Origin of the sequence: Salinispirillum marinum (assembly GCF_042650105.1) — a bacterium.
GTDB classification, from domain to species: domain Bacteria; phylum Pseudomonadota; class Gammaproteobacteria; order Pseudomonadales; family Natronospirillaceae; genus Salinispirillum; species Salinispirillum marinum.
Genome location: NZ_JBHSAL010000001.1, coordinates 1,306,555 through 1,326,444 on the forward strand (window position 1 = coordinate 1,306,555; position 19,890 = coordinate 1,326,444).

The following is a 19,890-nucleotide window of genomic DNA, read 5'->3' on the forward strand; positions in this document are numbered from 1 at the left end:
AAAAATTGCCTGAATATTACCATAAAATGGTATAACACCATAGGTCGGCGTCGAGTTTACGCAGCTATTACACGGGTAGATCAATGGCGGTTTAGAGCACCGGGTTGGGTTCAATCCGCGCCAAGCGCCGCGATACCGTTACCCAAGTACTTAAAATGCTCAGCGCGACGGCAATGATCAGCAACAGCAGGCTCTCGGGAATCGTTAAACCTTGCAGGCGCACGTTACTGGCATAGCTGTCGGCCAAAGCGGCAACCGGGGCCTGCAGCAGTGCCAGGCTCGTCCAGACCATAACACAAGCCATCAAACCGCCGAAGCAGCCATACCACAGGCCCATGTATAAAAAAGGACGGCGCACAAAACTGGACGTCGCACCCACCAGCTTCACCACCATAATTTCATCGCGCCGTGCTTCGGTGGCCATACGCATGGTGTTACCAACAATTAAGAGCACGGTCAGTCCTAATACGGATGACACCGCCCACATCACCCGATGCAAAAAGGCGTTGATGTTTTCCAAACGCTGCACCCATTCGATATCCAATTGCATATCCGCCACTTCGGGCAGGCTGCCCAACACTGTGCCGAGAATTTCAATATCAGTGCGGGTTTGGCTGATGGGCAATACCACGATGGTGGCGGGCAGCGGGTTGCTGTCCAGCGCGTCAATGACGCCACCCAAGTCCAGCCACGCCGAAAATTCGGTGAGCGCTTGTTGTTTTGACAAGTACCACGCATCGCGCACTTCGGGGCGCTGGCGAACATCGTCGGCCAGTAAAGCGCCGTCCCGTGGGGATACCGTATCGTACAAAAATAGTGATACCTGCGCGCCTTCTTGCCATTGTCCGGCCAGTTGTTGCAGGTTCTTTTGCGTCACAAAGAGCAACGCTGGCAGGGCCAGCGCCACGGCAATGACCAACCAGGTTAGGGCGTTTGAAAAGGGGCGGCGCACCACATCGCGCAGACTTTCGGCAAACAAGTGTTTGTGGTGGTTAATCCAGGCCTGACTGTTGAATTCGCGTGGCGTGTAGCCGCGTCGCTTCATGCGGTTCGTCGGCTTCTTCTTAGGCGCCATGTCGCACGCTCTCCAAGGCCGATGATTTCACCAGTTGGCCTTCCCGCAAAGTAATAACGCGATACGGCATGCGGGCGATCAGCCCTAAATCGTGGCTGGCGATCACGACCGTGGTGCCGACGCGATTAAATTCCGCGAACAGGTTCATAACGTCACGAGACAATAAAGGGTCGAGGTTTCCGGTGGGTTCATCGGCGAGCAAGATGGTGGGTTTGTTAACCACCGCACGGGCGATGCCTACCCGTTGTTGTTCACCACCGGACAGCATCATCGGGTAGTATTTCTCGCGCTTCAATAAACCCACTTTGTCCAGCGCAGCACGTACCCGGCGTTGAATGTCCTGCGTGGTGCAACCCGCTACCCGCAAAGGCATGGCGACGTTCTCGAAGACGGTACGATCCATCAATAACTGGTGGTTTTGAAATACCATGCCGATTTCGCGGCGATAAAATGGAATCTGTCCTTTGCGCATGCGGTTCAGCATTTGCCCGTTCACCCGCACCTGACCGTTGGTCGCCACGTCGATTCGGGTGATCAGGCGCAACAGCGTACTTTTCCCTGCTCCGCTGTGCCCGGTAATAAAGACCATTTCACCTTTTTCGATGTGCAAACTGACGCCGCGCAGTGCTTCATGCCCGCCATCGTAGCGCTTGGTGACCTGCTCTAGCACAATCATTGGGATTCGGCTTCGCTGTCTGGGGTATGGAAAAGGGCAGAACTGAATTCGCGCGCATCAAAGGGTCGCAAATCGGTCGCTTGCTCGCCAACACCAATGTAGCGTATCGGAATTTGGAATTGTTTGGCGAGCGCAAAAATCACCCCACCTTTGGCGGTGCCATCGAGTTTGGTGAGTGTCAGGCCGGTCACACCCACAGCTTCGTTGAAGGTTTTGGTTTGCATGATGGCGTTTTGACCCGTACCGGCGTCGAGTACCAGCATGATTTCATGCGGCGCCGCCGGGTCGAGTTTGCGCATGACGCGCACCACTTTTTCCAGTTCTTGCATCAAATTATCTTTGTTGTGCAGCCGACCGGCCGTATCGGCTATCAGCACGTCAACGTCCCGTTTGTGGGCTGCTTGGAGCGCGTCGAAGAGAACGGAAGCACTATCAGCGCCGGTATGCTGCGCAATAACGGGAACCGCATTGCGTTCGCCCCAGGTTTGCAGTTGTTCAACGGCAGCGGCGCGGAAGGTGTCGCCAGCGGCCAACATCACCGACTTCCCTTCCGACTTAAATTGATGCGCCAACTTGCCAATGGTGGTGGTTTTGCCGACGCCATTGATGCCGATCATCAGGATCACAAAGGGTTTGTGGGTGCTCACATCCAGCGGTTTATTGACCGGTTCAAGCAGCGCCGATAATTGTTCTTGCAGAGCCTCTTTGAGCGCGGCAGGGTCCTTCAATGCTTTTCGTTGCACGCGGTCAGTCAGGTTTTGGATGATGTCGGTGGTGGCGGCTATGCCCACATCGGCACTCAGCAGTTGCGTTTCAATGTCTTCCAATAAGGCATCATCAATTTCTTTGCGCCCTAAAAACAGCGAACTCAAGCCGTCGCTGAGTTGCGCGCGGGTCTTGCCCAAGCCAGACAGCATGCGGCTGAACAGGCCTTCGCGGCTAGGCACCACGGTATCTTCGGCAGCCGAAACCGACTCGGCTGCTGGTTTCTTGCTTTTGCCAAAACCAAACATGGGGGTGATCCGTAAAATCGCAGGAAATTCTGGTAGTGCATGCTAACAGAATGCAGAATGTAGCAAAACTCAAGTGTGTGACTTCGTTGTGACTGAACCCTTTCCTCGTCCAAAATTTTTCAGCCGCCGCAATTTGTGGATACTCATTTTTATCCTCATTCCATTAATCTATGTACTGAATGAGATGGGCCCGGATGAAACCGTGCAGGCCAATACGGGTGCCTTACAAACCACGTTTGATATCCGCCAAGTGCCCGTGCAGCGTGAACGGCTGGCCGGGCAAACCGTTTGGTGGGTGCCCTTGCCAAACAGTGGCGTAGTGGAAATTGGTGTGTTGGAACCGCAACTGCCGACCGCGCGAATTCCCATTCCAGATACTCAGGACTTAGCCACCGCAGCGCGTAATAACCAATTCATCGCCTATTTGCGCTCGCCGGTTGAAGCGGCAGCGCTCGAAGTCAGCTTGGAATTTCTGACCGAATGGTTGCCTGCGCCATCGTCTACCACACAATACGTACTGGTGGGTGATTTGAATGGCACCTTGGCAGAAGAAATAGCGGCGGTATTGACCACCAGCCGTGGCCCGGCGGTGCCTTTTGTGGCGCAGTCCCGAAGCGCCATTACCGAGTTGACCAGCCCGCCTACCGGCAGTCAGGATAATTTGGCCTTTGTTATGGCCGCCGAATGGCTACGCACGCAGGTGGCCAGTGATTCGGTCAGCTTCATTTGGGACCATCGCGGCCCGCGCAGCCAGGTGTTCATTAACACCAGCTTGTCGCCGGCACAGCGCCAGGTGCCTACGCGAGAACAATTCTTGGCGTTGCGGAATGCCTTTTTAGCGCAAGCCAATGTGAGTGCGCGCAGTGTGCAGCAGATCAGTCGCTACGTAATGACCATGGCAGCGTTCAACCTCAGTACCGACTACATGGCGACGCAGGCCGCCCGCACCGAGCAGCTCGACTACGCCACCTTTGCGCGGGTCTGGCAGGAGACCATCGGTGGGCGCTAAAGCACAAAGTAAAAAACCCCAACAAAGCGACAACAGCTTGCGTGTTACCGGCGGCGAACTGCGCGGACGTCGGATGCGGTTTCCTGTTCGGCCGGGGCTACGCCCCACGTTGGAACGCGAACGTGAGCGACTGTTCAACTGGTTGCAATTCGACCTCGCCGCGCGAAGCATTTTGGATGCTTTTGCGGGCAGCGGTATCTTGGGTTTGGAAGCCTTGAGCCGAAGCGCCGCGCACTGTGTTTTTGTGGAACGCGATACCATTGCCAGCCAAGCGATACAGACCACGTTAAAAGAATGGCGATGCAGCGAACGCGGACAGGTGGTTCAGGCAGATTTTTTTGGCTGGTTGGCGCACGCAACAGAGCCGTTTGATGTGGTATTTCTCGATCCACCGTTCTCCGAAGATCTGTTCAACCAAGCCCTGCAGGCGGTCGCCTCAGCCCCGGCGGTGCGCCCGGGTGCATTGGTCTATTTGGAAGCGCCACGGTCGTTCAGTGGTTTCAACATGGCCCCCTTCACGGTCGAAAAAGAAAAAGCCAGTGGGCAACTGGTGCAATGTTTATTGCGTAAGCAAGCGCAATCGGAGGTTTTATGACCCGGAGACTTTATGACTGAGTTGACGACTTTGCACACCCGCTGGCAGCGTCAGCGTACCGCCTACGATGCCCAGCCGTACCCGGACGAACGTGAACGAAAACGGCGTTTGCGCTTGTTACGCCGCTTGGTGGCGGAGAACCAGGACATGATCTGTGCGGCCATCGCGGAAGATTTCGGGCACCGCAGCCACGATGAAACGCAACTGCTTGAAGTGACACCGACCTTGACGGCCGTCGATTATCATCTGCGTCGCATTACCGGCTGGATGCGGCCCAAGCGCCGTTTGTCTCATTGGACATTCTGGCCCAGCCGAGCAGCGGTGCATCATCAACCGAAAGGCGTGGTGGGCATCATTGTGCCGTGGAATTATCCCTTGTATCTCGCCACCGGGCCATTGATCGGAGCGTTGACCGCCGGCAACCACGCCATGGTCAAAATGTCGGAACATACGCCCGCCTTTGCCCGTTGTTTTGCTCAGTTGATTGAGCGCTATTTTGATCCCGGTATCGTGACCGTGGTGGAAGGCGATGTGGATGTTGCCGTGGCCTTTGGGCAGTTGCCGTTTGACCATCTGTTATTCACCGGATCGACCGCGGTGGGTAAACAAGTGATGGCCGCCGCCGCGAAAAATCTTACGCCGGTTACGCTCGAATTGGGCGGAAAATCCCCCGTCTTGGTCAGTCGGCAAGCGCCCTTGGCGGAAGCCGCGCGCCGGATTGCGTTTGGTAAGGGTATGAACGCCGGACAAACCTGCATCGCCCCCGACTATGTGTTGGTGCATGAAAGTCAGGTTGATGCGTTTACGCTGCACTACTTGGCAGCGATGAAGGACTTTTACCCGGATTATGTCAATAACGACGACTACAGCGCTGTGGTCAATGCAACCCATCGCCGACGGCTTCTGGCGTGGTTGGACGAGGCCGTGGCGGCAGGCGCGGTAATGCATGGCCAAGAAGCGTTGTCTGACACATGGCGTGAGCAGATTAAATTGCCGCCCTTGGTGGTACAGCAAGCACCGGATAACGTCCGGTTAATGCAAGATGAAATATTCGGGCCGTGGCTGCCGGTGGTGACTTATCGTCAAGAGGCGGATGCGGTGGCCTATATCAATGCCCGTCCTCGGCCCCTCGCACTGTATTATTTTGGTCACGATGCGGCCATGGTTGAGCGCTTGTTGCACGATACACACAGCGGTCAGTTGATGGTCAACAATACGGTAGTGCAGGCGGCATATGATCAGTTGCCGTTTGGGGGGATAGGCGCGTCGGGCATGGGAGCCTACCACGGGTTTGAAGGGTTCCAGACCTTTTCGCACGCGCGTTCGGTGGTGCAACATGGTCGTTTCAGTACCTTGCCATTGATATTCCCGCCTTTTGGCCGCCCGGTACATCGGGCCTTGCAATGGCTGATTGGACGTTGACAAGTTGAGTATGCAGGGGGTTTCGCGCTACCATGCGCCCCCACAGCCATTAACTGCGAGTAGTGACAGCATGGTGACCATTGTATATCCGGGGACCTTTGACCCCATCACCATAGGACACCGTGACCTGGTTGAACGTGCCAGTCGGTTGTTTAATCATGTGGTGGTCGGCGTGGCTGCCAGCCCAAAGAAGCGGCCGCTGTTCAGCTTGGATGAGCGTGTTGCCCTAGCCACCACGGTATTGGCGGACATTCCGAATGTCACCGTATTGGGGTTTCGGAACTTGTTGGTGGATTTTGTGCAAGAACAGAATGCCCAAGCCATTTTGCGCGGTTTGCGTGCGGTGTCGGACTTCGAGTACGAATTCCAGTTGGCGAATATGAATCGCGCACTGGTAGACAACATGGAAAGCTTGTTTTTGACCCCCGCCGAACACTATTCTTTTATTTCTTCTACGTTGGTACGCGAAGTATCATTGTTGGGCGGAGATGTGGCGAAGTTTGTGCACCCCGCCGTAGCCGCCGCGCTGAAAGAAAAAAGCGGTTTAGACTCTTAAGAGACGAGCAGAACAACATGGCCTTAATGATTACTGACGATTGCATCAACTGTGATGTCTGTGAGCCGGAATGCCCTAATGGGGCTATTTCTGAAGGTGAAGAAATCTACGTCATCGACCCCAATCTTTGCACGGAATGTGTCGGGCACTACGATGAGCCGCAGTGCCAGCAAGTTTGCCCGGTAGACTGCATTCCGCTCGACCCCTCGCGCGTAGAGAGCAAAGCGCAATTAATGGACAAGTACCACCTCATTACGGCCGCTTAAGCACTGTCGAATTGCTTTACAGTGTGTCCCTTGGGTGTGCGGTAGATTGTTCATAAAACATTGATTAATAACGATAAAAATTAATTGGTGCCATTCTTGCTTTGTACCTCCTTGAATGAATTTTTTCACCTTATTCAAGGAATTATCATGAATAAAACTACCTTAAAAGCCCTGTCTGCTGCCGCCCTTACCATGGCTGTGGGCTCAGCCCATGCTGCCCTCTACAGCGGTGAAGTCGATGCCGACGCTTATGTTTCCGTTGGCGGTTACGATCTGGCTTGGGCCTCTCCCTGTGCCGACGGCATCTTGGAGTCTTCTTGCAGTGCCATAGATATGAGCGAACAGTCGGGTTATGGCTGGGCCGTAATGACGTCGTCTTTGTTCAATGACCTTAACCTGAGTGCAGCGACATTCTTGGTGGACTATACCTCAAGCAATACGCAGTCTTATGGTGGCAACCAGTACGCTAAAGCCGCTGGCTGGTTCACAAATTACTCGCACATTGATGTGTCGAATGGTTTGGCTGGCGAATGGTCGTTCGCTGATACGGTTGATGGTTGGTACTGGGAAACCATCGTTTACCGCGTCAGTGCTAATGTACCAGAGCCAGGCACCTTGGCCTTGTTAGGTCTAGGTTTGGCGGGCTTGGGCTTCTCTCGTAAAAAGAAAGCCGCGTAAAAAGAAAGCCGCGTAAAAAAACCGCAGACATAGCATCAGGGAAGATGCATGCGCAATTTTACGGCCTTGGCGTGTCGTCGACTGACGGGTAAACGCACGCCATTGTTCAATTCCAAAGAGTATTGTCCGGTTTGCCGGCGCAATGCACTGACCTGTTCCGGGTTGACCAAAATCCCTCGGTGTACACGTATCAATAGGTTCTCCAGCAAAGATTCCCAATCTTTTAATGCCCGATCACTCATGTATTCATGAGCTTGCGTAACCACCTTCACCCAGCGGCCCTCGGCACAGCAATACAGAATGTCACGGGGGCTCACATAGTCACCTGTGCCATCGGCATGCATGCAAACAGGGCGGGTAACGTCTGCTGTAGGTTGTATGGTCGAACGCTGCAGTCGATGTAGTTTTTTGCTTTGGGCCAAGGCGTGGGCCAAATCCTCCCGTTTCACCGGCTTAAGCAGATAACCGTTCGCACCCTGTTGCAAAGCGGTCAAGGCGTGTTCGCTGTACGCGGTAATCATAATCACCGCCGGGGGTTCCGCTTGTTGCTTCAATTGATGCAGCCACGACAAGCCCGATTCGCCCGGCAAGTGAATGTCCAGTAATACCAAGTCCATCAGCGTGCGATTGTTTTGTTGCATCGCATCCATGGCGGACTCCGCCTCAAACAGGGTTGCGTTCGGTTCCAAGTCGCGCAACAAATGCACCATACGCAGGCGTGCCAAAGGCTCGTCATCGACAATCAAAATGTTCATCCGGCCTCCTTGTCTTCAGTGGTTTGGTAGGGAAGTAATACCGTGGCGGTCGCTTGGTCAACCTGCATATTTAGCCCTAAATAGAACGCCTCACCCATTAACGCTTTGCCGCGTTGTCTTAACGTGGATAACGCAATGCCATTGCCGCGCCCTACGGCGGCACTTTCGGGCAACGGGTTTTGTACCGTCAATTGCCAATGCCGGTTTTGGCGCTCGGTGTTAATGGCGACGCAGCCGCCTTGGGGCCGTGTGGAAATACCATGAATGACCGCGTTTTCAATCAGCAGTTGCAGCGTTAGGCGAGGCAATCGTTGCTCCAGCAGGCTCGGGTCTATCCCCCAATGCACCTGCAACCGGGTGCCAAAACGCGCTTGCTCTAGGCCAATATAGGCTTCGGCCAACTGCACTTCCTCGCGCAGCGTCGCCAGGGGCTGTTGGGTTTGCAGGCTGGCGCGCAGCAGGTCGGACAATTGTTCAATACCCTGTTCGGCGCGTTTGGGGTCAAGCGGGATGAGGGCAGCAATGGCGTTCATCGCATTAAACAGAAAATGCGGTTGCACGCGAGCTTGCAGCGCATCGAATTGCGCTTGGGTGATTGCACGCTGCCTCAACGCCAGCGCTTGCTGCACGTAGGCATAACGCAGCAATAGGGCACAAAACATCATCAACGCAGCCGCTTGCATGCTGAGTTGCAAGCCGGAAAAGGCCATAGACGCGGGCAACAACCAGCGTAGGCCAGCATAGCCCATCACCAACCCCAACAGCGCGATGACGCACAGCGATAACCAGTACACCACCCAATGCCAGGTTTTTTGGCCATCAACACCCCGGCGTTGCCAGTGACACAACGCCAATAAGCCCAATAGCCCGACCCAATGGCAATATAAGGAAGCGCTGGCGAGATGCCACCAAAACGCTTCCGGGCCCATCAAGAGCGCTTGCACAAAGGCCAATAACTGACTGATCAACAGCACAAACCACGCCGCTTGGTCGCTGCACAGATTCAACGAACGAGGTGGTAGGGCTTGGTTTTCGGGCACTTGAACAGCCATGGCGGTCGCTTCTAAATGAACCGGAAGTACCATAGCGCGTTGTATTGCGCAGGCCAATCCGCAAGCATGGCAAATGTGCGCCAGTACCGCTTTTTCAGGCAATTTTCCTGATGCGGGAGGTATATTCGCTGGACGCTTTCCAGTACCCTTTACGCTCGATTTTGGGTCTTCAACTTTGGAGTCAGCATGGCAGAACAACACACCAACGTTCAATGGGGCGGCCGCTTCAGTGAATCCACCGACGCCTTCGTAGCCGCCTTTACGGCGAGTGTCGGCTTTGACCGCCGCCTATACAAACAAGATATCGCCGGTTCGATTGCGCATGCCACCATGTTGGAAAAGGTTGGCGTACTGACTCAGCAAGAGCGTGATGCCATCGTCAAGGGTCTGCACGCCGTGCAAGCCGATATCGAAGCAGGCCGCTTTGAATGGAGCGTGGCGCTGGAAGACGTACACATGAACGTCGAAAAGGCGCTGACCGATAAAATTGGCCCGGTGGGGAAAAAACTGCACACCGGCCGCTCGCGCAATGACCAAGTCGCCACCGACATTCGCCTGTATCTGCGCGATGAAATTGATCACTTGTTGGCCGAAATCACCCGCTTGCAAACGGGCCTGATCACCTTGGCCGAGCAAGAAGCCGACACCATCATGCCCGGTTTCACCCACCTGCAAACCGCCCAGCCGGTGACGTTCGGGCACCACTTGCTGGCCTGGAATGAAATGCTGAACCGCGATTACGAGCGCTTGGTGGACTGCCGCAAGCGGGTGAATATTCTGCCCTTGGGTGCCGCTGCACTGGCGGGTACAACCTACCCGATAGACCGTTTTTATACCGCCGAACTGCTGGGTTTTGACCGACCCACTGAAAACAGCTTGGACAGTGTGTCCGATCGCGATTTCGCCATTGAATTCGCCAGCGCCGCCTCGTTGATCATGATGCACCTGTCCCGTATGTCGGAAGAGCTGGTGCTCTGGACCTCGGCCCAGTTCAATTTCATCGAACTGCCCGACCGTTTCTGCACCGGTTCATCCATTATGCCGCAAAAGAAAAACCCCGATGTGCCTGAACTGGTGCGCGGCAAATCCGGGCGGATTTTCGGCCATTTGGTGTCCTTATTAACGCTGATGAAATCGCAGCCCTTGGCGTACAACAAAGACAACCAGGAAGACAAAGAACCCATTTTTGATACGGTCGACAACCTCGGCGGTTCTTTGCGTGCCTTTGCCGACATGGTGCCGCACATTCAGGCGAAGCGCGAAAACATGCGTGAAGCGGCCATTCGAGGCTTCTCAACCGCGACGGATCTGGCCGATTATCTGGTGAAAAAAGGCATGGCGTTCCGCGATGCGCATGAAGTGGTGGGCAAATCGGTCGCTTACGGCATTCAGAGTGGTAAAGACTTGGGCCAAATGAGCCTCGCCGAGTTGCAGCAATTCAGCGACACCATCGCAGACGATGTATTTGATGTCCTGACACTGGAAGGCTCGGTTGCAGCGCGCGACCATTTTGGTGGCACTGCACCCAACCAGGTGCGGGCGGCTGTTATTCGCGCCAGTACCGTTATTGCCGAACGCGGTTAACCCATGTGCTTGTTGGCGTTTGCCTATCAGCAACATCCCGACTTTCCGCTGTTGTTGGCGGCGAATCGGGATGAGTTTTTGGCCCGCCCCACCGCCGCTATGCATTATTGGCAAGCCCACCCCCAGTTACTGGCCGGGCGCGACGAACAGGCGGGTGGCACCTGGATGGGTATCATGGCGCGCGGGCCGAATACCGGCCGCTTTGCGGCATTGACCAATGTGCGCCAGTTACCGGCCCCCGAGAAAAATGGCCCATCGCGCGGGCAGGTTGTGCTGCGTGCATTGTTGGAACGCGCTCCCGTTGCCAAGGTGCTGACCGACATCAAGCAAGAAGCCGATGCTTATCATGGCTTTAATTTGCTGGTGGGCGATGCCAACGGCCTGTGGTACATGAGCACCCATACGCCGGATGTACGACAACTGAGTCCTGGCATTTATGCACTCAGCAACGGAACGCTAGACATCGCATGGCCGAAAACCCAGAGTGCAGCCCAGCGCATGCGGGAACATCTGCCGGATGCGGGCGATGTGCGTGACCTCGCGCAATTACTTTCTTCCCGGCAAAAAGCCGAGGACGATCAGTTACCCAAAACGGGGTTGTCGTTACCTTGGGAACGGGCCTTGTCGGCGCAATGCATTGACCTGCCGGAATACGCTACCCGCGCCCAAACCGGCTTGTTGGTGCGTGCCGATGGCACGGCAGACGTTCACGAGCAAACGCTGGTGCATGAACCGGGCAGCGCGCCCCTGCCGGGTAAAACGTTTCGCCTACACGGGTTTTGGTAAGCGCAGTCATTTCCGCGCAGGCGGAAATCCATCCATGAACACCGCACAAACGCCCCGGCATGGACTTTCGGCGCATGCCTCCGGCGCTCCACGGCAGGCCGGGAGTTACCGAGAAAAATGTTTGTGCATTTTTCTCGCCCTACGGGCGCCTAGCGGCGGTGTCTATTGCTGTCGCAATTGATCGCGCCTTGAGGCATACCCCTACGTCCATTGCCTTAACTGGGCACCACCCTAATACCGAAAATGACTTTTCGCGGGCACTTGCGTGTTTTTCTGCTAAGCTGAACCCAATGAATTGCGCGTTTTTCTGCGCAGATTTCCAGAAATACCTTTTAAAACAAAGGGGTAGAGTTTCGTTCGCCGTGTTTATGCACACACTGAGACAACCGCTCGGCCAGATTAACGCGCATGCTTGTTAAACTGACGAAGCTTGAGCTGTATCGTTGTGGAAACTCTAAAAATATCAGTATGTTAGCGGATTTTTTTAAGTTCAATGTTCCAGAAAAGCGCGCATGCGCAGAAATAAAACTGTTAACTGTCTCTACCTATGAAAGTCGTAACTTGGAACTGTAATGGAGCACTCAGACGAAAGCTTGCAGAAGCAGATAGCTTGCGAGCTGATGTCTTGGTGGTTCAGGAGTGTGAAGACCCCGCGCTATCGACTCCCGCATATAGAGAGTGGGCCGGTTCTTACCTGTGGGTGGGCGAGTCAAAAAATCGTGGCATCGGTATTTTTCCCCGAAACGGCCATCGAGTTGAAAAGTTAGATTGGAGTGGCAGCTTTTCCGTCCCTGGGCTGCTCAGCAAAAGTGAAACGTTGAATTGGAGCACGGAAGATCTGAGGCTTTTTCTCCCTTTCACTATCAACAGAGATTTAACCGTGCTGGCCGTCTGGACGAAGGGACGCAATGAAGAAGCATTTGGCTACATGGGGCAATTCTGGAAGTATCTTCAGATTCACCGTGACGATCTTGGCGGGCCAAAGACAATTATTCTCGGCGATTTTAATAGCAATGTGCGCTGGGATAAGCCGGACCGCTGGTGGAATCACTCTGACGTAGTTGCTGAGCTCAGCGAGATGGGTTTCAAGAGTCAGTATCATCGAGTTTTCGAGGAAGAACAGGGCAATGAGACCAGCCCGACATTTTTCTTGCATCGGAACCCCGAGAAGGCCTATCACATTGACTATGTTTTCACCTCGTCAGACTTTCCAGAAGAATGTAGTTTGCAGGTCGGTCAGCACGACGAGTGGATTTCAATAAGTGACCATGTGCCGCTGACACTGAGCACCAACAGTTAACAATCGGCTGCACAGCGACCGATTTTCCGCCGCTTCGCGGCTCCAAACCGGCGCGTGAGCCGGGCGTTATTGAATCCAAATATTCCTTAATGCCTAAGACAAGACCTGTCACTCTGCATACTTGATGCCCAAGTAAGGTGTGCATAATATGTGGGCGTTCGTTCCGCACGAGGACTAAGCCATGCAAGCTGTTGAAGTTACGAAAGGCAACCGAAAACCAGCGAACCTGTCAGTAGACAGTGCTCTACTCAAAGAAGTTGAAGCCTTAGATACCAATGTTTCACAATCCGCTGAAGCAGGTGTCACGGCGACTGTGAAACTGCATAAACAAGAGGCATGGTTGAAAGAAAATGCCGGTGCTCTGGCCAGTTCGAACGCATACGTTGAAGCTCACGGTTTACCTCTTGCACGGCACCGTTATTTTTGAGGGCTCTCTTCGAAATCTTCTCAGCGAATTGAACACCCCCTGTCATCGCGCCACTGTTTAGGATGTCTCCCCCAATATTTGACTGCGATACGTTGGTGTAAACGATCTCTAGCCATCTTTCATTGACTGTACTAACATGTAATACATGTCGCTACACTGAGGGTGTTGTCATGAGCATTACAAGTATTCGAATCGCTGAAGATGTCGACTCCTCCTTGGAGGTGCTGTCTAAAAGGCTTGATAGAAGTAAGAACTACATCATCAATCAGGCAATCAAAGAGTTTGTTGCTCGGCAGTCTATGGAAGATGCAAGGTGGCAAGATACCCTTGTGGCGCTTGAATCCGTAAAGGCGGGTAATTCTGTTGACGAACAAGATGTTAATGCCTGGCTGAACAGCTGGGGTACGGGCAATCGTAAGTCACCACCTAAGCCATGAAGATAAGGTATTCACCTGAGTCCGTCGAGGATCTCAGTAGGGTGGTTGAATTTGTAGAGGCCAAGAATCCATTTGCAGCTCGTCGCATTGCAATAGATATTCAAGAGGCGTTCGATAAACTAAAACAGTTTCCTAAAATTGGTCTTCCCGTTTTGAAATCATCTGACCCTGAGCTAGTACGCGATCTGTATATAGGTAACTATATGGCACGTTACCTGATCACGGATGAAATCATCTATATATTAAGAATTTGGCATCACAAAGAGAATGAGAAAAATATATAACAACATGCATGGAATTACTCAGTTACGACGACTCACCTGAATGCACAGAGTAAGCATTAGATTTGAGGCACAAGGCGGGCACCGAATGTCGGTGGTGGAGCCGGTGTTCGGCAACATCGGTACAAACGAAAGACTCAACCACTTCAGCTTGCGCGGTAAAGACAAGGTGCAAGGCCATTGGCAGTTGTACTGCATGGTGCACAACATTGAGAAACTGGGGCGATACGGACGACTGAGCCAGTAAAGCAGCCCGATACGCCATGAAAACGGCTTCCAATGAAGCCAAATACGACAAAAGTGGCTATGCTGGAACCAGAACATTGAAACGGAGTCATCGACGACAAACTGCTGATGGCCCAGAACTTTTAGGGTGTAGAGATGCTCAGGCATGTGTCCGATGAGTTTTTCTACAGCCTCGTTAGGGCTTAAGGAGGCGCTTTGACTGTTGTATACCTCGATCAAAATAAGTGGATTGAACTCGCACGAATCAGGAATGGAAAGGACTCATCTGATCGTGCACGACAGTTATTAAGGGAGATTGATGCAGCACGTGATTGCGGGGTTATATTTCCTTTATCGGCGATACACATATTGGAGTTCGCTAGGATAAAAGATAACAAGCGTCGAGCCAGGCTAGGAAGGGTGATGTGGGAGTATTCGGGAGGTATAACTACGAAATCTCTGAAGGAACTGTTGTGCTGGGAGTTGGAAGTAGCATTTGCCAATAAAGGATACGCCGTCAATTCTGAAAGGCCTTCGTATTTGGGTCGAGGTATAGCCCATGCTTTTGGAGAGAAACTAGATAATCCGATTGCTGCTATGTTTCCAGAAAAAATTGATGAGGCGATGTTATGTGGCATGGATGATATTCCTCCAATCCATGGTGGGGTAAGCGCTGAGCATCGCAACAATTTCGCGAACCATTTGCGTTCGATCCACGAAAAGAAAGAAGATCTTGAAAAGGGCAAGTGGGAAGATTGGATTTATGCATTATCCATGGCTGACATCACAGAACCTTTATATATAGTGATGAGTAAGCATAAAATCCCGAATTCTGATATTGAATCATGGGGAAAAAGTGGCATTAAGTCATTTATGAACTCCATACCTACTCGCAAACTAGACATTCATCTCCACAAGCAGGTGCTCAAGAACCCACAGTATAAGCCCAAGCATAGTGACCTTGAAGATTGGGCTGGATTAGTCCCGGCCACGTGCTATGCGGATATCGTAGTGTGTGAAAAACACTTCGCCGATTTGGCATGTCGTGGCAATTACAAACATCACGCTAGAATTGAGACAAATATATATGACGTGTTTCAAACCGTCTAAACATAGCCCTAACAAACGCATGTTATCGGACTGTGAACTTGCCAAATAAAAACGGACGCCGGTCACGGTGATGGGGCGCATCCTTGCTGGGTTGTCTGCCATCGCTGGCATAGGCTTGGTGGCCATGCCAGCGGGTATTCTGCCGGTAACATTCAGTGACGCCTTTCAAGATCACCAAGACAAGCGCAAATAGCACCACCCAGACAAATCACCGACTCTCCGCTGGCAAGTCATCCTCCACGGGCAGTACGTCATCCGCAGGCGCGTCGTCCAAATCTTCCTGATTCGGTACATCTTCCATCATTTCCAAGCCTTGAGGCGTGGTACGCAACATGGGGGAGAAATGCCCGGGCGTGTCGATGTCTTCGTCTGGGGTTTGGCGAATGCTGAACAGCAACACCATCAGCAACACAAATAACATCACCGCAAAATAGGCGGGTAATGAGGCGGCCCCCTGCCAACCCATCCATACCCCGGCCATGATTGGGCCGATTGCGGCGCCGATGCCGTAAATCATCAACAAGCCGCTGGAGCCGGACAAAATATCCTCCGGTTTTAAGTGGTCGACCATGAGGGCTATGGCAATGGGATACAGGGCAAAGTTCATGGCGCCCCACAAGGCCATAAAGATAAATATCCACGGCGTGCCGGGGAGCACCAACATAAGGACGGACAAGGCCACCGCTGCGGCCATCATGCCAGCCAACACGGCGCGCCGGTCGTGCCGGTCGGAAAAATAACCCAAGGGAATTTGCCCGACAATGCCGCCAATAATAGCCGCGCTCATCATGCCGGCTATGCCGCTGGCGTCCATGCCGGTGCGGGCTGCAAATACGGGGGCGAGGCCCCAAAATGCCCCCAGCACCAAGCCAGAGAATCCGGACGTTGCGGCGGCGACGGGCGAACCGCGCCACAGCACACGGAAGTCGAAGGTGGGTAGGGTGAGGTTATTCGGTTGGGTGAGCCGGGTCAGGGTAACCGGCAGCATGCCCAGGCAAATCAATACGGCGGCGAGCACGAATAGGGTATAGGCCGCCGGGCTGTCGATGCGCAAAAGTTGCTGCGCTAAAGCGACGGCCCCCAAGCTGATGACCATATACACCGAAAATACTTTGCTGCGTTGCTCGGCAGGCACCACGGCGTTGAGCCAGCTTTCGATGATGGCGTACAGGGAAACCAGTGCTATGCCATAGAGTACGCGCAACACAAACCAAACGGCTGGGTAGGCGATGAGGGTATGAATAAGGCTGGCGGCGGCGGCCATGGCGGCGCAAAAGGCAAAGGCGCGAATGTGGCCGACGCGCCGAATTAGGGGCACCACCAGCCAGATGCCGATAAAAAAACCTATGAAGTACCCGGAGCTGAGCAAGCCCAGCAGGGTGGTTGAAAACCCACGGTATTCGCCCGCTAAGGTAACTAGCGTATTCAGCAGCCCGTTGCCCAACAATAAGGCGGCAACACCGGTGAACAGCGCCAACAAGGGCGCGAGATAGCGGGGCATGGTGGTCTCCGAGACGCAGCGTTCTTAAGTCTATGGTCAAAACAGGAAACTACCACACTTTGGCGACCATGTTGGCCGTTCGTACGGATTTTTTTTGCACGCGTTGTCGAACAAATGTACAGAGTTCGCCACGCGCAGATGACAAGTCGCAGGGTTAAGTTTATGCTGATGTGCACACAATGAGTGCAGCAATGGGGCGGCCAACCATGGATTCGAACAAGCCAAAAGAAACCACAGTCCAATACACCGTGCGTAGCTCGGAGCTTTCACCGGGCATGCGGTTTTTGGTGATTTTTTGTGCGGTTGTGGGTGCTGTATCGTTGTTTTTCTTGGTGTTGATGCCGTTATTGGGCATGGCCTTTTCCATTGTGATTACCCTGTTTTTGGGCTTCCTGGCGGTGCTGGCGGGCTTGTTTATCTTCTTTATTTTACTGTCGCCTATTATTTTGGCGGGTTTGGGTATTCGGGCGTTATCCACTAAGCGACGTTCAAAGCCGTAAGATAAAACCGTAGTTCTACGGATGGCCTTTGCGCCGCTATCTGACATTCTGTCTTTCCTTCGTTGTTTGTTAAGGGTACATCTTGGATATCGTCGGCCTCTCGCTGTTTGAGCGCATCTTCTTCACGGTATTTCCGCTGGTGATCATTGTGGGTGTGGGTTTTATCTATGCCCGACGTCGCCCCACGGATATGGCGATGGCGAATCAGGTCAACATTGATGTGTTCGTGCCGGCGCTTATTTTCTCGGTTATGTCGTCAGAATCCTTTGATTTGCCGACGTACTCCACCTTGGCCCTGGGCGCAATGGTGGTGGTGTTGGGGTCTGGTTTGTTGCTGTGGCCGTTATGCCGCTGGTTGGGTGTGCAACCCAAAACATTCTTGCCACCGATGATGTTCAACAACAGTGGGAATTTGGGCATTCCCTTGATGGTGCTGGCGTTTGGTGAAGCGGCGTTGCCAGCGGCGGTGGTGATGTTTTTGGTGGAAAATGTGCTGCACTTTTCGGTGGGCGCGTACATCATGGACCACAAAACCAAACTGTTTCGGATGTTGCGGATGCCGATGATTGCGGCGACGCTGGCGGGTTTGGTCTGGAGTGTTTGGCAGTTGCCCCTACCAACGCCCGTCAAAACGGCAGTGGATATGCTGGGCCAAATTGCTATTCCGTTGATGCTCTTTGCCCTTGGCGTGCGCATGACCACCATCGACTTCACGCATTGGAAGATCGGTGCCTGGGGCGCGTTATTAGCGCCGGTGAGTGGCATTTTGATTGCGCTATTGCTGCAGCCATTTTTGCAACTCGATGCGACCCAGTTCGGTTACTTGGTTTTGTTTGGTGCCCTGCCCCCGGCCGTTTTGAATTATATGATTGCGGAACGCTACCAGCAGGAACCGCATCTCGTAGCGTCCATTGTATTAACAGGCAATATCGGCAGTTTGTTGGTGATCCCTGTTGTTTTAGCGTTCATTCTTTAAGGAGTTTGCACCATGACCCAGCCGTTAGCGCAAAACTCGGAAAGTACCTCAGTCGGTTTCGCTTGGTTTCTGTTGGCTGCCACCACCTTATTTTGGGGCGGTAATTTTGTGCTGGGCCGTGCGGTGGCAGCGGACATTCCGCCCATCGCACTGGCATGGTGGCGCTGGGTGTTGGCGATGGCAGTGATTATGCCCTTTGCGGCCCACGGGCTGTGGCAGGTGCGGGCGGTGCTTTGGCAGCATAAAGGGTATTTGCTGTTGGTGTCGGTGTTGAGCGTCAGTGTGTTCAATACCTTTGTGTATTTGGGTTTGCAGACCTCCACGGCGACCAACGCTTTGCTCCTGTTGTCTTCCGGCCCGGTGATGATTTTGATTTTTTCGTGGGCGTTGTTTGGTGAGCGCGTCAGTACGCAGCAGGTCTTGGGGATTTTATTGTCTCTGGTGGGTGTGGTGGTGATTGTGACGGAAGGTCATCCGTTGGCATTGCAGGTGTTGTTGCAAGGCGGTACCGGGAATTTATGGATTCTGGCCGCTGTCATCGCGTGGGCCTTATATTCGGTTTTGCTGCGTAAACGCCCGGCCGAACTGAATGGCACGGTGTTTTTTGCCCTCACGGCCGTGGTGGGCTGGATTGTGCTGTCGCCTTTTTTCTTCTATGAGCACTTTGTGCAGGAACGCATCATGGTGTTCAACACCACGGCGTTGATCAGTGTGGGTTATGTCGGTTTCTTTGCGTCGGTGTTGGCGTTTTTGTTTTGGAATCGCGGTATACAGATGCTGGGTGCGAATCGGGCCAGTAATTCGATTCACTTGATCCCGGTGTGGGGCTTGGTGTTGGCGAGTATTTTCTTGGGTGAACGTTTGGTCGGTTTTCACTGGCTCGGCATGGGGCTGATCATTGCCGGTATTTTACTGGCCAGTGTGCTGCGGCGGCGTTGAAGTTGGGGGGCGCTATGCCCCGCCCACTTGATCATACTGCGGCATGCTCCAGGTTTCTGCCTGTGCCGCTGCCAGCCATTCCTGCATTTCCGGTAACGCATACATGGCTGCACTCCACGCCACGAAATCGTCCGATACGGTTAAGCCATAACCCCTTACCCGCCACATAACAGGAGCGTACATAGCATCCACAATGCTGAACGCGCCGCATAAAAATGCCCCTTCTGCATTATGCTTCGCTTTCGCTGCCGCGAAACGTGCCCACAGCACCGCCAAGCGGTTCAAATCGCGCTGCACAGACTCGGTTATGAGGTGAGTGGGTGCTTGCTTCTGGGCGCGGCAGTTCATCGGGAAGGTTTGCCGCAGGGCCATAAAACCGCTGTGCATTTCCGCACTGGCGCTGCGGGCAAGAGCGCGAAGAGTAACATCGGCTGGCCACAAGGCGCGTTCCGGAAACTGCTCCGCCAGATACTCGGCAATGGCCAGGCTGTCCCAAATGACGTGCTCCTGGTCGAGCAACTGATCAAGCAACACGGGAACCTGTGGCAGCAGGTCATGTTGCGCGGCAAACTCTTTTAAGGCGTCGCTGTGCGCAAAGGGCAGCAGACGCTGGTCGAATTCGATGCCCGCAACGCGCATCAATAACCATGGACGCAAAGACCACGACGAATAATTTTTGTAAGCGATGACCAGTTCCATAAGAGCTTCATTGATGTGGTGGATTCCT

General features: G+C 53.6%; 25 protein-coding genes. 18 read left to right on the forward strand and 7 right to left on the reverse strand.

All coding sequences use genetic code 11. From position 1 onward, the window contains the following. Positions 1-91: 91 nt before the first annotated feature. The 3 genes from ftsX to ftsY are packed head-to-tail and all read right to left on the reverse strand — an operon-like array spanning position 92 to position 2,764. A complete protein-coding gene (gene ftsX / locus ACFOSD_RS06090) occupies positions 92-1,075 on the reverse strand; it encodes a permease-like cell division protein FtsX (RefSeq protein WP_380692573.1) in 984 nt (327 codons plus the stop codon). After that, on the reverse strand, positions 1,065-1,751 hold the full coding sequence (gene ftsE, locus ACFOSD_RS06095; RefSeq protein ID WP_380692572.1) for a cell division ATP-binding protein FtsE: 687 nt from the start codon (positions 1,749-1,751) through the stop codon (positions 1,065-1,067). The genes ftsX and ftsE overlap by 11 nt, the downstream gene beginning before the upstream one ends. Continuing rightward, positions 1,748-2,764 (reverse strand): signal recognition particle-docking protein FtsY, encoded by a 1,017-nt coding sequence (ftsY, locus tag ACFOSD_RS06100; protein ID WP_380692571.1) that lies wholly within the window; start codon positions 2,762-2,764, stop codon positions 1,748-1,750. The genes ftsE and ftsY overlap by 4 nt, the downstream gene beginning before the upstream one ends. Positions 2,765-2,852: 88 nt before the next feature. Between ftsY and ACFOSD_RS06105 the strand changes: the two genes are divergently transcribed. From ACFOSD_RS06105 to ACFOSD_RS06130, 6 genes are all read left to right on the forward strand, one after another. After that, a complete protein-coding gene (locus ACFOSD_RS06105; protein ID WP_380692570.1) occupies positions 2,853-3,773 on the forward strand; it encodes a hypothetical protein in 921 nt (306 codons plus the stop codon). After that, positions 3,763-4,368, forward strand: coding sequence for a 16S rRNA (guanine(966)-N(2))-methyltransferase RsmD (rsmD, locus tag ACFOSD_RS06110; protein ID WP_380692569.1), 606 nt, complete (start codon positions 3,763-3,765; stop codon positions 4,366-4,368). The genes ACFOSD_RS06105 and rsmD overlap by 11 nt, the downstream gene beginning before the upstream one ends. A 12-nt stretch (positions 4,369-4,380) precedes the next feature. Beyond that, positions 4,381-5,790 carry a coniferyl aldehyde dehydrogenase gene (locus ACFOSD_RS06115; protein WP_380692568.1) on the forward strand — a complete coding sequence of 470 codons (1,410 nt, stop codon included), beginning with the start codon at positions 4,381-4,383 and terminating at the stop codon, positions 5,788-5,790. Between the two features lie 70 nt (positions 5,791-5,860). Further along, positions 5,861-6,346 (forward strand): pantetheine-phosphate adenylyltransferase, encoded by a 486-nt coding sequence (gene coaD / locus ACFOSD_RS06120; protein ID WP_380692567.1) that lies wholly within the window; start codon positions 5,861-5,863, stop codon positions 6,344-6,346. A 17-nt stretch (positions 6,347-6,363) separates the two neighbouring features. Further along, the gene (locus ACFOSD_RS06125; protein ID WP_380692566.1) at positions 6,364-6,612 is read left to right on the forward strand and encodes a YfhL family 4Fe-4S dicluster ferredoxin; all 249 of its coding nucleotides are present in this window, start codon (positions 6,364-6,366) and stop codon (positions 6,610-6,612) included. A 147-nt stretch (positions 6,613-6,759) separates the two neighbouring features. Further along, a complete protein-coding gene (locus tag ACFOSD_RS06130) occupies positions 6,760-7,290 on the forward strand; it encodes a PEP-CTERM sorting domain-containing protein (protein WP_380692565.1) in 531 nt (176 codons plus the stop codon). A gap of 35 nt (positions 7,291-7,325) precedes the next feature. On the opposite strand, the gene ACFOSD_RS06135 is transcribed toward ACFOSD_RS06130, so the two are convergent. Together ACFOSD_RS06135 and ACFOSD_RS06140 are read right to left on the reverse strand one after the other, a co-directional pair. Beyond that, positions 7,326-8,045 (reverse strand): LytR/AlgR family response regulator transcription factor, encoded by a 720-nt coding sequence (locus ACFOSD_RS06135; protein ID WP_380692564.1) that lies wholly within the window; start codon positions 8,043-8,045, stop codon positions 7,326-7,328. After that, entirely contained in the window at positions 8,042-9,097 is a 1,056-nt protein-coding gene (locus tag ACFOSD_RS06140) for a sensor histidine kinase (protein ID WP_380692563.1), read from the reverse strand. The genes ACFOSD_RS06135 and ACFOSD_RS06140 overlap by 4 nt, the downstream gene beginning before the upstream one ends. Before the next feature lie 186 nt (positions 9,098-9,283). On the opposite strand from ACFOSD_RS06140, the gene argH reads away from it, so the two are divergent. From argH to ACFOSD_RS06185, 9 genes are all read left to right on the forward strand, one after another. Then, positions 9,284-10,681 (forward strand): argininosuccinate lyase, encoded by a 1,398-nt coding sequence (gene argH / locus ACFOSD_RS06145; RefSeq protein ID WP_380692562.1) that lies wholly within the window; start codon positions 9,284-9,286, stop codon positions 10,679-10,681. A 3-nt stretch (positions 10,682-10,684) separates the two neighbouring features. Next, positions 10,685-11,467: an NRDE family protein gene (locus ACFOSD_RS06150; RefSeq protein ID WP_380692561.1), complete on the forward strand. Its 783-nt coding sequence runs from the start codon at positions 10,685-10,687 to the stop codon at positions 11,465-11,467. A 547-nt stretch (positions 11,468-12,014) separates the two neighbouring features. Further along, the gene (locus ACFOSD_RS06155; RefSeq protein WP_380692560.1) at positions 12,015-12,767 is read left to right on the forward strand and encodes an endonuclease/exonuclease/phosphatase family protein; all 753 of its coding nucleotides are present in this window, start codon (positions 12,015-12,017) and stop codon (positions 12,765-12,767) included. 181 nt (positions 12,768-12,948) lie between these two features. Next, on the forward strand, positions 12,949-13,194 hold the full coding sequence (locus ACFOSD_RS06160; RefSeq protein WP_380692559.1) for a type II toxin-antitoxin system CcdA family antitoxin: 246 nt from the start codon (positions 12,949-12,951) through the stop codon (positions 13,192-13,194). Positions 13,195-13,364: 170 nt separating this feature from the next. After that, positions 13,365-13,631 carry a CopG family ribbon-helix-helix protein gene (locus ACFOSD_RS06165; RefSeq protein WP_380692558.1) on the forward strand — a complete coding sequence of 89 codons (267 nt, stop codon included), beginning with the start codon at positions 13,365-13,367 and terminating at the stop codon, positions 13,629-13,631. Continuing rightward, entirely contained in the window at positions 13,628-13,915 is a 288-nt protein-coding gene (locus ACFOSD_RS06170) for a type II toxin-antitoxin system RelE/ParE family toxin (protein WP_380692556.1), read from the forward strand. Before ACFOSD_RS06165 ends, ACFOSD_RS06170 begins: the two co-directional genes overlap by 4 nt. 55 nt (positions 13,916-13,970) lie before the next feature. After that, complete coding sequence (locus tag ACFOSD_RS06175; protein ID WP_449329090.1) at positions 13,971-14,159, forward strand: transposase; 189 nt, start codon at positions 13,971-13,973, stop codon at positions 14,157-14,159. Between the two features lie 194 nt (positions 14,160-14,353). Continuing rightward, positions 14,354-15,247, forward strand: coding sequence for a hypothetical protein (locus tag ACFOSD_RS06180; RefSeq protein WP_380692554.1), 894 nt, complete (start codon positions 14,354-14,356; stop codon positions 15,245-15,247). A gap of 70 nt (positions 15,248-15,317) precedes the next feature. Further along, complete coding sequence (locus ACFOSD_RS06185; protein ID WP_380692553.1) at positions 15,318-15,440, forward strand: hypothetical protein; 123 nt, start codon at positions 15,318-15,320, stop codon at positions 15,438-15,440. A 15-nt stretch (positions 15,441-15,455) separates the two neighbouring features. On the opposite strand, the gene ACFOSD_RS06190 is transcribed toward ACFOSD_RS06185, so the two are convergent. After that, positions 15,456-16,748, reverse strand: a complete 1,293-nt coding sequence (locus tag ACFOSD_RS06190; protein ID WP_380692551.1) for an MFS transporter — start codon at positions 16,746-16,748, stop codon at positions 15,456-15,458. 206 nt (positions 16,749-16,954) lie between these two features. Here ACFOSD_RS06190 and ACFOSD_RS06195 point away from each other — a divergent pair, with 206 nt between their 5' ends. From ACFOSD_RS06195 to ACFOSD_RS06205, 3 genes are all read left to right on the forward strand, one after another. Beyond that, positions 16,955-17,248: a hypothetical protein gene (locus ACFOSD_RS06195; RefSeq protein ID WP_380692549.1), complete on the forward strand. Its 294-nt coding sequence runs from the start codon at positions 16,955-16,957 to the stop codon at positions 17,246-17,248. Positions 17,249-17,330: 82 nt separating this feature from the next. Continuing rightward, a complete protein-coding gene (locus tag ACFOSD_RS06200; protein WP_380692548.1) occupies positions 17,331-18,224 on the forward strand; it encodes an AEC family transporter in 894 nt (297 codons plus the stop codon). Between the two features lie 12 nt (positions 18,225-18,236). After that, positions 18,237-19,163, forward strand: a complete 927-nt coding sequence (locus ACFOSD_RS06205) for a DMT family transporter (protein ID WP_380692547.1) — start codon at positions 18,237-18,239, stop codon at positions 19,161-19,163. Positions 19,164-19,175: 12 nt separating this feature from the next. Here the strand turns inward: ACFOSD_RS06205 and ACFOSD_RS06210 are convergent, their stop codons facing one another. Next, complete coding sequence (locus ACFOSD_RS06210; protein WP_380692546.1) at positions 19,176-19,862, reverse strand: glutathione S-transferase; 687 nt, start codon at positions 19,860-19,862, stop codon at positions 19,176-19,178. Between the last annotated feature and the right edge of the window lie 28 nt (positions 19,863-19,890).